General features: G+C 61.1%; 12 protein-coding genes. 8 read left to right on the top strand and 4 right to left on the bottom strand.

From position 1 onward, the window contains the following. The first annotated feature begins 27 nt into the window (after positions 1–27). Positions 28–1,608, top strand: a complete 1,581-nt coding sequence (gene ahpF / locus GVL52_RS10505) for an alkyl hydroperoxide reductase subunit F (RefSeq protein ID WP_160006558.1) — start codon at positions 28–30, stop codon at positions 1,606–1,608. A 22-nt stretch (positions 1,609–1,630) separates the two neighbouring features. Further along, complete coding sequence (locus tag GVL52_RS10510) at positions 1,631–2,548, top strand: LysR substrate-binding domain-containing protein (protein WP_160006560.1); 918 nt, start codon at positions 1,631–1,633, stop codon at positions 2,546–2,548. An 11-nt stretch (positions 2,549–2,559) separates the two neighbouring features. Here GVL52_RS10510 and GVL52_RS10515 read toward each other — a convergent pair whose 3' ends face one another. Both GVL52_RS10515 and gabD read right to left on the bottom strand, forming a co-directional pair. Then, complete coding sequence (locus GVL52_RS10515) at positions 2,560–3,087, bottom strand: hypothetical protein (RefSeq protein ID WP_160006562.1); 528 nt, start codon at positions 3,085–3,087, stop codon at positions 2,560–2,562. Between the two features lie 516 nt (positions 3,088–3,603). Further along, positions 3,604–5,058 (bottom strand): NADP-dependent succinate-semialdehyde dehydrogenase, encoded by a 1,455-nt coding sequence (gene gabD, locus GVL52_RS10520; RefSeq protein ID WP_160006564.1) that lies wholly within the window; start codon positions 5,056–5,058, stop codon positions 3,604–3,606. A gap of 341 nt (positions 5,059–5,399) precedes the next feature. On the opposite strand from gabD, the gene GVL52_RS10525 reads away from it, so the two are divergent. From GVL52_RS10525 to GVL52_RS10550, 6 genes are all read left to right on the top strand, one after another. After that, the gene (locus tag GVL52_RS10525) at positions 5,400–6,368 is read left to right on the top strand and encodes a lytic transglycosylase domain-containing protein (RefSeq protein WP_160006566.1); all 969 of its coding nucleotides are present in this window, start codon (positions 5,400–5,402) and stop codon (positions 6,366–6,368) included. Positions 6,369–6,600: 232 nt separating this feature from the next. After that, positions 6,601–7,746 (top strand): extracellular solute-binding protein, encoded by a 1,146-nt coding sequence (locus GVL52_RS10530; protein WP_160006568.1) that lies wholly within the window; start codon positions 6,601–6,603, stop codon positions 7,744–7,746. Between the two features lie 11 nt (positions 7,747–7,757). Further along, the gene (locus GVL52_RS10535) at positions 7,758–8,636 is read left to right on the top strand and encodes an ABC transporter permease (RefSeq protein ID WP_244619148.1); all 879 of its coding nucleotides are present in this window, start codon (positions 7,758–7,760) and stop codon (positions 8,634–8,636) included. Continuing rightward, complete coding sequence (locus GVL52_RS10540; RefSeq protein ID WP_160006637.1) at positions 8,636–9,463, top strand: ABC transporter permease; 828 nt, start codon at positions 8,636–8,638, stop codon at positions 9,461–9,463. The genes GVL52_RS10535 and GVL52_RS10540 overlap by 1 nt, the downstream gene beginning before the upstream one ends. A gap of 36 nt (positions 9,464–9,499) precedes the next feature. Next, positions 9,500–10,579: an ABC transporter ATP-binding protein gene (locus GVL52_RS10545; RefSeq protein ID WP_160006572.1), complete on the top strand. Its 1,080-nt coding sequence runs from the start codon at positions 9,500–9,502 to the stop codon at positions 10,577–10,579. Beyond that, positions 10,554–11,414 carry a glycerophosphodiester phosphodiesterase family protein gene (locus GVL52_RS10550; RefSeq protein ID WP_244619142.1) on the top strand — a complete coding sequence of 287 codons (861 nt, stop codon included), beginning with the start codon at positions 10,554–10,556 and terminating at the stop codon, positions 11,412–11,414. The genes GVL52_RS10545 and GVL52_RS10550 overlap by 26 nt, the downstream gene beginning before the upstream one ends. On the opposite strand, the gene GVL52_RS10555 is transcribed toward GVL52_RS10550, so the two are convergent. Next, a complete protein-coding gene (locus GVL52_RS10555) occupies positions 11,411–12,247 on the bottom strand; it encodes an inositol monophosphatase family protein (RefSeq protein WP_160006574.1) in 837 nt (278 codons plus the stop codon). The genes GVL52_RS10550 and GVL52_RS10555 overlap by 4 nt on opposite strands. A 246-nt stretch (positions 12,248–12,493) precedes the next feature. After that, the gene (locus GVL52_RS10560) at positions 12,494–12,835 is read right to left on the bottom strand and encodes a helix-turn-helix transcriptional regulator (RefSeq protein WP_160006576.1); all 342 of its coding nucleotides are present in this window, start codon (positions 12,833–12,835) and stop codon (positions 12,494–12,496) included. Between the last annotated feature and the right edge of the window lie 646 nt (positions 12,836–13,481).

The raw sequence follows: 13,481 nt of genomic DNA on the forward strand, positions 1-13,481 counted from the left end.
TGCCATTCATTTTTAGCGGAGTGTCTTATGCTCGACGATAATCTGAAGTCCCAGCTGAAGAGCTATCTGGAACGCGTCGTTCGCCCGATCGCGATCACTGCTTCGGTCAACGACAGCCCCAAGTCGAAAGAGATGTCGGAGCTTCTGAACGAATTGGTGAAGCTGTCGGACAAGATCTCCGTCGTTGAAACACGCGATGACGGCGAACGCGCTCCCTCTTTTGCGCTGAATAGCCCGGGCCACGACATCAGCCTGCGCTTTGCGGGTATTCCGATGGGCCACGAGTTCACTTCGCTGGTGCTCGCCCTGCTGCAGGTCGGCGGTCACCCGCCGCGCACCGAGCAGGCGATCATCGACCAGATCAAGGACCTCGACGGCGATTTCACCTTCGAGACCTATTTCTCGCTGACCTGCCAGAATTGCCCTGATGTCGTTCAGGCACTGAACCTGATGGCGGTGCTGAACCCGCGGGTGAAGCACGTGGCGATCGATGGCGGGGTGTTCCCTGCAGAAGTCGCGAGCCGGCAGGTGATGTCGGTCCCGACGGTCTATCTCAATGGCCAGGTTTTCGGTCAGGGCCGCATGGAAGTCGAGGAAATCGTCGCCAAGCTCGATACCAATTCGGCAGCCCGCGCCGCCGAGCGTCTGAACAAGCGCGAAGCCTATGACGTGCTGGTTATCGGCGGTGGACCGGCTGGTGCTGCAGCTGCAATCTACGCCGCCCGCAAGGGCATCCGCACCGGCGTTGCCGCCGAGCGTTTCGGTGGTCAGGTACTCGATACGATGGCGATCGAGAACTTCATTTCGGTTCGTCACACGGAAGGCCCGCAATTTGCGGCCTCGCTCGAAGAGCATGTGAAGGAATACGATGTCGATGTCATGAACCTGCAGCGCGCCGAAAAGCTGGTGCCCGGCAAGGAGATGATCTCGGTCGAACTCGCCAATGGCGCGACGCTGCAATCGAAGACGGTGGTCCTGTCCACCGGCGCCCGCTGGCGCCAGATGGGCGTTCCGGGCGAAGATCATTACCGCAACAAGGGTGTTGCCTATTGCCCGCATTGCGATGGTCCGTTGTTCAAGGGCAAGCGCGTTGCAGTCATCGGTGGCGGCAACTCCGGCGTCGAGGCGGCGATCGATCTGGCCAATATCGTCAGCCATGTGACGCTGGTCGAATTCGACAACAAGCTGCGCGCCGATGATGTTCTGCAACGCAAGCTGCGCAGCCTGCCGAATGTCGAGATCCTGCTGTCGGCCAAGACCACGGAAGTGCTCGGCGACGGACAGAAGGTAACCGGTCTTGTCTACGAGAACCGCATTGCCGGCCAGCGCCACACGGTTTCGCTCGAAGGTATCTTCGTCCAGATCGGTCTTCTGCCGAACACCGAATGGCTGAAGGGCACAGTCGAGCTGTCGCCACGCGGCGAGATCATTGTCGATCACCATGGCCAGACCTCTGTGCCGGGCGTGTTTGCTGCCGGCGACTGCACGACGGTCCCTTACAAGCAGATCGTCATTGCGCTGGGTGAGGGTGCGAAGGCATCGCTTGCCGCCTTCGACCACCTGATCCGCACGTCCGCGCCGGACGCGGATGCCGTGAAGGCGGCGTGAGGCTGGTCACCGTGATCGCACGATGACGCTTCGCGAGCTGGAATATCTGATTGCCCTGGCGGATCACCGGCATTTTGGCCGGGCCGCCGAGGCGTGTCTGGTCAGCCAGCCGACGCTATCGATGCAGATCAGGAAGCTGGAGGAGTATCTCGGCGCACCCCTGATCGAGCGCACGCCGCGCTCGGTCATGCTGACGCCCTTTGGCGAGGATACCGTGTCGCGGGCGCGCCGGATCATGGGCGAGGTCGAGGAGATCAAATCGTCGGCCTTGCGTAGCCTCAACCCTGAGGTCGGTACATTGCGCCTCGGTATCTTTCCAACGCTCGGGCCCTATTTGCTGCCGCATGCGGTGCCGCGCATTCACAAGCAGTTTCCGCGGCTTGAGACGTTGCTGATCGAGGAAAAGAGCGATGCGTTGCTGGCGCGCCTGCGAAGCGGCAATCTTGATGCGGCTATCCTGGCGCTGCCGATCAACGACGATCATCTCAACACCGAGTTTCTCTTCGAGGAAGACTTCCTGCTGGCTGTTCCGGGCGGCCACCCTCTGGCGAAGCGTCGGTCGCTGACGCTTGGCGAACTTGATCGCTACGATCTGATGCTGCTGGAGGAGGGCCACTGCCTGCGCGACCAGGCGCTCGATGTCTGCCGGCTATCCGGTGCCAGCGAGCGCACGTCGTTTCGCGCCACCAGCCTGGAGACGCTAAGGCAGATGGTCGGTGCCGAAGTTGGCATCACGCTGCTGCCGAAACTCGCAACCCTTCAACCGGCCTCCGGCAATGTCCGGCTGTTGCGCTTCGAGGGTATTGCGCCAAACCGGCAGATCGGGATCTGCTGGCGCAAGGGCTCGGCGATGAGCATCTTTCTCAAGAGCATCGCGGAATTGTTGCGCGATGTTGCCGGAGAACTGCTCGCCGATGCGGCGAAGCTGTCGACCGACTGACGCGGGCTTGCCTATTTCCATTCCCACAGGACATTTGTCGAAAATGGGCGGGTCGCGACCAGAAGATCGGGACGGGTCAATTGGGCTTCGTAGGCGGTGGCATCGGCATCGCCATTGAGCCCGACGAACAGCATCTTCATCGACGTCGCGCGCGGCTCGCCCTTTTTGCGATAGGAAAACTGAACGGCACATGTCGGGTATTCCCAGTTTGCCGTCAGCGTTTCGGCGAACTGCTCTTCGCCGAGCCCCTGCGCGCGACCGGTCGATGCGAGGAATTGCCCCAACCCGAAGAAGCCCGCAAAGACCCCATAGGCAGCCTGTTGCGGCATCTGCGTGCCCTGGCCGGTGGCCGTATCGCGCCGATAGAACAGACTGTCGACCTGGCCGCGCTGACGCTTCATGGCGTAGCTGATCAGGTTTTTCTGCGCCAGCAGCTCCATCGTCAGCTCATACGTCTGGTAGGCGGCCGCGTCGGTATGGAGATTGTCGATGCGTGCCTTCAGATCAAGGACGTAGTCACGGTAAAATGCGGCACTCATCTGCAATCCTCTTCGCTTTCGGCGGCGTGGTAGCAGAAAATCGGAAAATGCCAAAGAGGATCGGCTGCCCTGCGCCGAAATGGTTAACTGGAGCAAATCTGCAACAGTAGCCGCGCGTTAAGCGCATGGCGCATAGCTGTTCTGCATAATTGTGCCTATCATTTGGGCGTGATTACTGTACGGTCAAATTATCGAAGCAATGCACCTCCTCCCGCAGAGCTTCGACATTGCAAGCGACCTTATCCTCCTCCCAAGGGCGCTTGTGGGAATGGCAGCACTCCTCCTCCCAGCTGTCGTTCGGTTCTATTCGAAAAGCCTGCCGCACCTCCTCCCGCGGCAGGCTTTTTCGATTCTGGGCCCAGCGCTGCGGTCTTTTGTGCTTTGACATCAGCCAGGCCGCTTATGCGGAAAAAATTTGCACGCCGCAGCAATCAGCAAAACATCGCCGCGTCACGGCGCAGCCCTCAAGGTGGGCGGGCCGCGATGCCCACGCTTGATCCTGGCCCTCATCTCTTATCAGCCAATGCCGCCGAGGCAGACATACTTGATTTCGGTAAATTCCTCGATGCCATACCGCGATCCCTCGCGGCCAAGGCCGGAGAGCTTGACGCCGCCGAAGGGTGCCTCTGCTGTCGAAATGAGGCCGGTGTTGACGCCGACCATCCCGTATTCCAGCGCTTCGGCTACCCGGAAGACGCGGGCCAGATCCTTGGCGTAGAAATAGGAGGCGAGGCCGAACTCGGTGTCGTTGGCCTGCTCGATCACATCGGCCTCGTCGGTAAAGCGGAAGAGCGGCGCGACGGGACCGAAGGTTTCCTCGCGCGCGACCGCCATGTCCTTGGTGACGTTGGCGAGAACCGTTGCTTCGTAGAAGGTGCCGCCAAGTGCGTGCGGCCTCCCACCGCTGACGACGCTGGCACCTTTGGCGACCGCATCGGCAACATGCTCCTCGACTTTCGCGAGCGCCGGCTTGTCGATCAGCGGTCCGAGGATGACGCCTTCATCAAAACCGTTGCCGGTCTTCAACTTGCCGACGGCGGCCGCGAGCTTTTTGGAAAAGGCGTCATAGACGCCATCCTGCACATAGAGTCGATTGGCGCAGACGCAGGTCTGTCCGTTGTTGCGGAACTTGGCAATCAATGCGCCTTCGACAGCGGCATCGAGATCGGCGTCGTCGAAGACGATAAACGGCGCGTTGCCGCCCAACTCAAGCCCGAGCTTCTTGATTGTCGGCGCGCTCTGTTTGTAAAGCTCGGCGCCGACCTCGGTCGAACCGGTAAAAGTCAACTTGCGGACGGTCGGATTGGCGGTCATCTCGGCGCCGATGGCGGCGGCAGAACCTGTCAGCACGGAAAACAGCCCCTGCGGCAGGCCGGCACGCTCGGCGAGAATGGCAATGGCAATCGCGGAAAACGGTGTCTGCGATGCCGGCTTCAGCACCATGGCGCAGCCCGCCGCAAAAGCGGGGCCGGCCTTGCGGGTGATCATCGCATTGGGAAAATTCCAGGGCGTGATTGCCGCAACGACGCCGATCGGCTGCTTCATCACCATGATCCGCTTGTCCGGCTGGTGGCCGGGGATCAGGTCGCCATAGATGCGGCGACCTTCTTCCGCGAACCACTCGATGAAGCTTGCGCCATAGACGATCTCGCCGATGGCTTCTGCCAGGGGCTTGCCCTGTTCGAGCGTCAGGATGCGGCCGAGATCGTCCTTGTTGTCGATCATCAGATCGAACCATTTGCGCAGGATGCCGGTGCGCTCCTTTGCCGTGCGCGCCGCCCAGCCTTTTTGTGCCAAGCGCGCGGCTTCGATCGCCGTCTTCGTCTCCGCGGCGCCAAGCTTCGGCACCCGGCCGATGATCTCGCCGGTCGCCGGATTGTTGACCTCGATCGCATTGGCCGGATCGGTATCGATCCATGTGCCGCCGACCAGCGCTGCCTGGCGGAAAAGGGAAGGGTCTTTGAGTTCCATTGGGTCCGTCCTCTCCATCAAATCGCCGGCTCTGGTCGTGCGGCCGCTCCGACTTATGCGTGATAAACTGGTGTCCGTGACTGTCATGTCAAACTGGCCGAGTTGGGTGCCAGCCGCAACAGCCGCCGCGACTTTGAGAGATTGGCAATCCTTGCGCGCATGATTTGTCCGGGCGACGCCTGTGGGGTCCGGCGTGCAGCCCTCTGTGGCTCGACGGCCTGAAGCCATGCCTTCTGGATGCACGCTGCTTTAGCAATCGCTTGACTGCGGACGATAAACACAATGGTATGGGCGCAAGATGTCACTCGACGGCGGTGTTGCGACTGCGGCACTGAAATCACATGATTGCAGCCAAGCAGCGCAACAACGTCAGCCTCCTTGCATCATCGACTTTGTCTTTGCTGCTCTGCCTGTCTTTTTTTGCCGCGACCTGCGGTGCCGAAGAGGTTGCAACCACAGCCGCGGCATTAACGCCGACAGAGGCTGCCTGCCTCTACACGCGCTCCATCTCCGGATCGACCGATACGCTTTGTATCCGCAAAGACAGTTTCAACCGTGATCTCTGCGGCGCGATCGAGCGGACCGCCGACGATCACGATCTGCCACCCGATTTCTTCGCCAGGCTAATCTGGCGTGAGAGCCGGTTTCGGCCCGATGCGCTGAGTTACAAGGGGGCGCAGGGCATCGCCCAGTTCATGCCCGGCACCGCCAAGCTGCGTGGGCTGCAGGACAGTTACGACGTGCTGGAAGCGTTGCAGAAGTCGGCCGAATATCTTGACGAACTGCGCGACCGCTTCGGCAATCTCGGTCTGGCGGCCGCTGCCTACAATGCCGGTGAGAACGGCCTGGCGAATTTTCTCAACGGCGGCCGCCTGCCGACCGAAACCCGCAGTTACGTGATGGCAATCACCGCCCATAGCGTCGAGGAGTGGAAATCCGACGCGCCCGACCAGGCGGCTGGTCCCTTGGCCAAGGATCAGCCTTTTGTCGAGAGCTGCGTTGCGCTTGCCGATCGCCGCAAGATGGTGGAACCGCCCTGGAGGACGGAAGGAAACTGGGCGCCTTGGGGCGTACAGATGGTCGCGAACGCCAATCCCGACGTCGCCCGTCGTCTGTTCTTCGAGGCCGTTTCGCAGCTGCCGGCGCCGCTCGATCAGGAGCAGCCGCTGATCATGCGACAGCGTGATCGTAGCTTCGGCTTCCGCCCGCGCTATGTCACCCGCATCCCGCGGCAGACGCGGGCCGAGGCAAACGATGTCTGCAAGCAGATCCGCAAAGCCAGCCAGACCTGCCTCGTCTTCAAGAACTGAGGCCCGGCTTTTCTTCAGCGGCGATTTCATGATTCGATCATGTTGCGTTCGCAAAGCGTCGAATGTGTGTTGTCCGTATTCGGCTGCGGTCAAAACGGACGTTCGGCCGATTTAAGTGCACGGGTGTGCAAAAAATCGCCTGCCTGCCGTTTCTGTCATGCCGCTGTTACGCGCCGGCGATAGCAAAACCGTAGTCCAGTGGGCTTAGGCCCTGAACCGAACGGAGACGGTTATGAACAGACGCGAGTTTCTTGTCACATCATCGGCGGTCGCCGGCCTGCTGGCCCTGCCACGTTTCGCAATGGCTGCAGACGCGACGATCAACCTCTACAGCGGGTCTGACGCCAACATCATCGACTTCTGGAACAACATCGTCCGGCCGGCTTTCGAAAAGGCGCACCCGGAAGTCGCCGTCAAGATTACCGATGCCGGCGATAACACCGGATTGCGTGCGATTGCAGACCGCGCACTCGCCGCTCTCGCATCGAAGGCCGATCCTCAGTCCGATATCTTCGAAGCCTTCAACCCGCGCCTGCCGACAGGTGGCATCGATGCCGGCCTCTGGGTCAAATTCTCGGCCGAGAACACGGATGGCTTTGCCAACGTCAATCCGTTGAGCATCGACAGCCCCTATTCGCTGCCCTATCGCGGTTCGCAGGTGCTTCTCGCCTACGACAAGACCAAGCTCGACCCGAAGGACGCGCCGAAGACCTGGGAGCAGCTGACGACATGGATCAAGGCCAACCCCGGCCAGTTCATCTACAATCGTCCCGACAAGGGCGGTTCGGGCGGCAATTTCGTTCGCCGTGCCATCCACGAGGCCAACGGTCGCGATCCGAAGAAGTTCACGATCGAAAACTTCACCGCCGATTACGCCAATCAGGCCCTGACGCCGGCCTGGAAGATCCTTAACGATCTCGCCCCGTCGCTCTACGAGAAGGGCGCCTACACCGCCGGCAACACGCAGTCGATCCAGCTTCTCTCGCAGGGCGTCGTTGCCATGACGCCGGTTTGGTCCGATCAGGTGCTGCAGGCTCTGTCGCAGGGCGTTCTGCCGGAGACGACAGGCCTCGTGCAGTTGAGCGATCTGGCACTTTGCGGCGATTTCTCGCGCATGACGGTGTTTTCGAACGGCGCCAACAAGGATGCTGCGATGAAGCTTGCGGCATTCATGCTGAGCAAGGAGATTCAGGAAGCGATCATCACCGAGCTCGGCGGCTTCCCCGGCGTCTCCTGGGATCACATTTCCGACGAGCTTCGTCAGAAATACGCCGACGTCATCCCGACGACGATCCCGACCTTCCCGTCTGGCGATTGGGAGCCGGCCATCAACGACGGTTGGTACCGCAACGTTGCCCCAGGCATCAGCCGTACCTGATGCGCAGGGAAATGGCATTGCCGCTGCCGGCGCGAGGGATCGCGTCGGGCAGGGCACAGCGTCCGGTGGGGCTTCTTCTTGTCGCTCTGCCGGTGCTTCTGTTGGCATGGCTGATCGTCTATCCGATCTTCTCGGCCGTCATCACCACGGTGTTCGTCCGTCAGCCGGATGGCACGTCGGCTGTCTCGCTGGCGTCCTACGCCTTCTTCTTCAGCGACGCCTATAGTCTCGCCAATCTGTGGGTGACGCTGTGGACGACGCTGGTCTGCGGCATTCTGCTGCTCGCCATCGGCCTGCCGATCGCGCTCTACCTGCGCTTCTCGCAGGGACGCCTGCCGGCCTATGTGCAGGGGCTGGCGATCTTTCCGATGTTCGTGCCGTCGATCATCCTGTCCTATGCACTGATCCGCACGATCGGCCCCAACGGAACCGTCGATCTGCTGCTGAATGCCATCGGATTGCCGAAAATCCCCTCTCCCTATCTGACGCCATGGGGGCCGGTTATCGGCCTGGTCTGGGACAATCTTCCACTGACGGTGCTGATGCTCACGGCCGGACTTGGCAGCATCCCGAAAAGCTCGGTCGAGGCCGCGCGCGATGTCGGCGCACCCCCCTTGCGGGTCTTCGCATCGATCATCCTGCCGCGCATGGGCAACTCGCTGCTGGTCACGGCGTCTTTTGCGATTCTCGGCATTTTCTCCTCCTTCACGTTGCCTTACGTGCTCGGGCCGGCGTCTCCGGAGATGATGGGGCCGTTCATGCAGCGCACCTTCTCCGATCTCAACGATCCGCTGAATGCGCTGACACAGGCTGTCATCTCGTTCGGCTTCTGCCTCGTCTTCGGCATCTTCTATGTCCGCTCGATCGCCAAGAATCGGGAGGCCAAATGATGAGGATCGCCAACAAGGCTATCGGCGCCCAAGTCGACTGGGCCGGCATTCTGTTTGCCGTGCTGCTGACACTGTTCATCGCGCTGCCACTGATCGTCGTCGGCACATGGGCGTTCACGGAGGTCTGGCGCTACCCCTCGGTCATTCCGCAGCAGTTCGGCCTGCGCTTCTGGTCGCAGACGCTGTCGCGTTCCGACGTCTGGGACGCGCTTTCGCTCAGCCTCAGGCTGACCGCAACAGTCACGCTTCTCTCCGCCATCATCTGCCTGCCGGCCGCCTACGCCTTTGCGCGCATGCAATTCCCCGGAAAGAACGTGCTGTTCCTGTCGTTCCTTGCATCGCACGCCTTTCCGAAATTCGGCCTGCTGGTGGCGATTGCCGGCATTTTCCTGAAGCTCGGGCTGATCAGCACCTTCTGGGGCGTGGTGCTGATCCAGCTGGTCGGCACGCTGATGCTGATGATCTGGATTCCGGTTGCCGCCTTCCAGAATGTCGATCGACGAATGGAAGAGGCGGCGCGCGACGCAGGGGCCGGGCCGTTGCGGGTGTTCTGGTCCATCACCCTGCCGCAGGCAGCACCCACCATCGTGGCGGCATTGCTGCTCACCTTCGTCGGAACCTTCTATGAGACCGAAGGCGCGTGGCTGATCGGCGCGCCTGAAATTCGCACCATGCCTGTATTGATGATCACCTTCATCAACAACCAGATCGTGGTTCAATACGGCGCCGTTCTGTCGGTGATGCTCTGGGTGCCTTCGTTCATCGCGCTGATGTTTGCACGTCGTGTGATCGGCACCGGTGCGTTTGCTCGCGGCTTCGGCGCGTGACGTTTGGATCGGGTACGCCCCGAGGAAAGGCTTAGGATGGCACGCTTGACGATCAAGAACGTTTCAAAGACGTTCGGCATTTCGTTCGCAGTGCGCGATTTTTCTCTCGATGTCGAGGATGGCGAATTGGTCTGCCTGCTGGGTCCATCCGGATCCGGCAAATCGACGCTTTTGCGTATGATCGGCGGTTTCGAGACGCCAACGGGTGGCTCGATCCTGATCGATGCGAAGGATGTCACCACCCTTCCGCCGGAAAAGCGGCCGACAGGCATGGTGTTCCAGAGCCACGCGCTGTGGACCCACATGGATGTCTTCAACAACATCGCCTTCGGCCTCAAGCTGCGGAGATTGCAGAAGGCGGAGATCCGCGAGCGTGTCGAAGGCGCGTTGGCGCTGGTCGGTCTTGCCGACTATGGCAAGCGGATGACGACGCAGTTGTCGGGCGGGCAGCAGCAGCGCGTGGCGCTTGCGCGCTCGCTGGTGCTGGAGCCGAAGATCCTGCTTCTCGACGAGCCCTTTGCCAGTCTCGATCAGCATCTGCGTGAGCGTTTGCGCGAGGAAGTACGGGATATCCAGCAGCGGGTTGGCATCACCACACTGTTCGTCACCCACGGTCAGGATGAGGCGCTGGCGCTCGCCGACCGCATCGTCGTCATGCGCGATGGCAGCACCGAGCAGATCGCGCCGCCCGATATCGTCTATCGCGAACCGCAGACCGAGTTCGTTGCCGGTTTCATCGGCTCGATGAATTTCGTGAAGACCAGCATCCGCAGCGGCGTCAGCCAGCATCCGGCCTTCCCGGTTTCCGTGCCGATCGAGGACGGCGACGTCGTGCTGGCTCTGAGGCCTGAGGCCTTGCAGCTGCGTCCATCGAACAACCTGTCCACGGCAATCGTTCACCGCAGCATCGATTTCGGGACCCACAAGATCGTCGATATCGACCTTGCAGACGGAACGCGGTTGAAAGCGATGACCGCGCCGGATAGCAATTGGGGGAAGGGCGTTGGCGTAGAAGCGGCGGCGCTGGCATTCCGCGTATTCCGCAACAACAAGCTGGTCTATCAATCGGCGACGTCAGGCGAACGGCATCATGAACGCATCTCTGGTCATGTCTGAGCGCAGCGGCATCGCAATCGATGAAGCCGGACACAAGACCTGGCTGAAATGGCATCGCGGCCACCGCTTTGCCGGCGACATCTCCTTCACCGCCCAGCGCATCGGCGAGGCCATGGCGCTCGGCGCCAGCATCGAGATCGATCTGGTGCGCTTCAATGGCCCGGGCTTTGCCGTGCTGCACGACGAGACGCTCAACAGGGCGACGACCGGCGAGGGGCGCGTGCTCGATGCAACGGAAAGCGATCTGCGCGGTCTGCATCTGCGCGATCCGTTCGGAGAGCCAACCTCGCATCCCGTCCTGATGATTGATGATCTGGGCCGGCTTCTGAGCGGCGTCAGCCGCGACTGCGGTGCCGTTCTGCAGCTCGATCTGAAGGAAAACTCAGCTGCCATCCGCGGCGAGGATATCGCTGCGTTCGCGGCCGCGATCTCGCCGGTCGCTCAGTCCGTCATCCTCTCGGCCGGCGATCCCGAAGCGGTCGAGCGCATGTCACAGGCGATCCCCGACATGCCGATCGGCTATGATCCCTGCCATGATGGCGCGATCGAGCGCTTGAAGGGCAGCCACGATTTCGAAGGCTTTGTTGCCGAGGCTGTGGCTGCCTCTCCGCGCGCGCAGACGATCTATCTGCACCATCAACTTGTGTTGTTTGCCGACGAGGCCGGCTGCGATCTGGTCGCAGCATTTCATCGTGCCGATCGCCGCGTCGATGCCTATACGATCAACTCGGCCATTCCCGCAGCCTTGCCTGTCGTGCGTCGTCTTCTGGCGCTCAGGGTCGATCAGATCACGACGGATGACCCGGTCGGCCTCGAGATGCTGCTTCGAGGTTAGTCCTGCCTGGCTTCGAACCCCTGAACCAGCCAGGGGTGGAGGGCAGCATTTCCGGCGAGGATATCGCCGTTTGCGCTCACCGGACCACCATTGAACGCGGAAACCGTGCCGCCGGCTTCCGTCACCAACAGCGCGGCCGCGCCATAGTCATGCGGCGACAACCCGTCTTCGAAAAAGCCGTCGAGGCGACCGCTTGCGACGTAAGCAATCGACAAAGCCGCGGAGCCGAGCCTGCGAACGCCGGCGGTGTTGGCCATCAGCCGCTTCAGCGCGCCGAAATAGACGTCTTCGCCAACGGCCTTCACCTGGCCGGGCACCGGCAGTCCGGCGCCGACGACTGCGTTTTCGATGTCTGCATTGTCAACGCAGCAAATCCGCTCGCCGTTCAGATAGGCGCCGCCACCGAGTTCGGCGCTGAACAACTCGTCGAGCATGGCGTCGTAGACGACGCCGGCGACGATCTTTCCGCCGTCGGCAATGGCGATGGTCATGCCGAAATGCGGGATGCCCCAGGCGAAATTGGTCGTGCCGTCGATCGGGTCGATGTAGATTACCGGTGCGTCCTTGTCGGTCACCCGGTTGCCGACATCCTCCTCGCCCTTGATGGAGTAGGACGGAAACGCCGCGATCATGTCGTTGACGATGATCCGCTCAACGGCGACGTCGATTTCCGTCTGGTAGTCGCGCGGCGCCTTCGAGACTATCTCGTTGACCCGCCGGCGCTGCAGAGATGTGCGCGCCGTTTCCCCGGCTTTTACGATGGTTGATGCAAGAGTGATCAGGCGGGGGGAGGCGGCCGGCGAAAGACGTGTGGATATGGAGGAGGATGTCATTGGGAACCCGGGTAATGAAGCTGCATTGCGGCTTGAACGCATGGCAGAGGCGCATGACGCTTTCGTGACGCCTAGCCCGCTTATGGAGCGACAACAGGCGCTTTTGGCCCCCGGCTGGTCGATGGGCTTGCGCCCGCTCGCTTGAGAGATCGCCAATACGGAAATCTGCTCGGAGACGGCCCGAAATCCTGTCCAATCCCACCGCGATGAGCTCCCCGTTTGCGCATTCGGGCGCCAATGTCAGGATCATGAATTGCGCCCGGCCACCCGTGGCGTCATGCCGTCTTGCTGCAGGCTGAGGAGCAGATCCTTGACATCGGCCAGCGTGGCGGCGATCGAATGCGGTTGAAGGGAGTAGAACACGGCTTGCGATACGCGTCTTGTCGAAACGAATTCCGACGACCGCAGGATCGCCAGATGCTGCGACAGGGCCGACTGTCCGAGACCGAGCTTCTTGGCGAGAACGTTGACCTGGATCTCGCCGTCGGCAAGGTTCTTCAGGATGGCAAGGCGGTTGGCGTTTCCGAGAACGGACAGTTGCTCAGCGAGAGCGGCAATGCTCTGCTGGTCCCAGGTATCTTCCTGCATATGATTTTCCCAGTGCAATGAATAGAGAAAAGGGCTGCCTGCGATTGCGCCCGGCAGTCCCGTCATTCTGTGAGGTTCAGATAGTGAGGCGCCGCGGTCAGCCCGAGGCTGCGGGCGGCCGATCGTATGTCGGCGCAGACGCATATGGAGACGTATATAAGGAGCCCATGCAGCGGCCAGCGGAGATACCCGGTGGCGGCAACAGCGGATTTGCCATCGCAATAGGCGACAGCCCATGCTGTAGATTTAGAGTGGACATCATGTTCACCTGATTGGAGTTGCCCCTGCACCATCCTTCACACTGCTGAAAAGATGGTTAACGGCAGAGAACAGGCTCCGTCGAAAAGGTGATCGGCGTCTCTTTATAGGATCAATCGGTCTTTCTCTGTGCTTTTCGGGCCTACCGAGAAGCGCTGAGGCGGTCGCCAGCGGCCCGCTTGGCGCCGGCGATTTTCCCTTCTGGAAATTCGCGAAGCAAATCAGATGGATACCAGAAAGCTGATTTTTCTGGAATTGGGCTGTTGACTTAGAAAGGTTGGTAGCCGTATAAGCGCCTCACTGAACGAGGGCGGCGGCGCTGCTGGCGACGACGACTTTCGCTCATGTGTTTCCGAATTGGCTGCGATGCTGATTGAGGTTTGGGGCT

This window comes from Rhizobium sp. 18055 (assembly GCF_902706285.1).
Taxonomy (GTDB): domain Bacteria; phylum Pseudomonadota; class Alphaproteobacteria; order Rhizobiales; family Rhizobiaceae; genus Rhizobium.

Coding starts and splice junctions, on each gene's coding strand:
- ahpF (WP_160006558.1), top strand. CDS start 28: ATGCTCGACGATAATCTGAAGTCCCAGCTGAAGAGCTATCTGGAACGC.
- GVL52_RS10510 (WP_160006560.1), top strand. CDS start 1,631: ATGACGCTTCGCGAGCTGGAATATCTGATTGCCCTGGCGGATCACCGG.
- GVL52_RS10515 (WP_160006562.1), bottom strand. CDS start 3,087: ATGAGTGCCGCATTTTACCGTGACTACGTCCTTGATCTGAAGGCACGC.
- gabD (WP_160006564.1), bottom strand. CDS start 5,058: ATGGAACTCAAAGACCCTTCCCTTTTCCGCCAGGCAGCGCTGGTCGGC.
- GVL52_RS10525 (WP_160006566.1), top strand. CDS start 5,400: ATGATTGCAGCCAAGCAGCGCAACAACGTCAGCCTCCTTGCATCATCG.
- GVL52_RS10530 (WP_160006568.1), top strand. CDS start 6,601: ATGAACAGACGCGAGTTTCTTGTCACATCATCGGCGGTCGCCGGCCTG.
- GVL52_RS10535 (WP_244619148.1), top strand. CDS start 7,758: ATGGCATTGCCGCTGCCGGCGCGAGGGATCGCGTCGGGCAGGGCACAG.
- GVL52_RS10540 (WP_160006637.1), top strand. CDS start 8,636: ATGAGGATCGCCAACAAGGCTATCGGCGCCCAAGTCGACTGGGCCGGC.
- GVL52_RS10545 (WP_160006572.1), top strand. CDS start 9,500: ATGGCACGCTTGACGATCAAGAACGTTTCAAAGACGTTCGGCATTTCG.
- GVL52_RS10550 (WP_244619142.1), top strand. CDS start 10,554: ATGAACGCATCTCTGGTCATGTCTGAGCGCAGCGGCATCGCAATCGAT.
- GVL52_RS10555 (WP_160006574.1), bottom strand. CDS start 12,247: ATGACATCCTCCTCCATATCCACACGTCTTTCGCCGGCCGCCTCCCCC.
- GVL52_RS10560 (WP_160006576.1), bottom strand. CDS start 12,835: ATGCAGGAAGATACCTGGGACCAGCAGAGCATTGCCGCTCTCGCTGAG.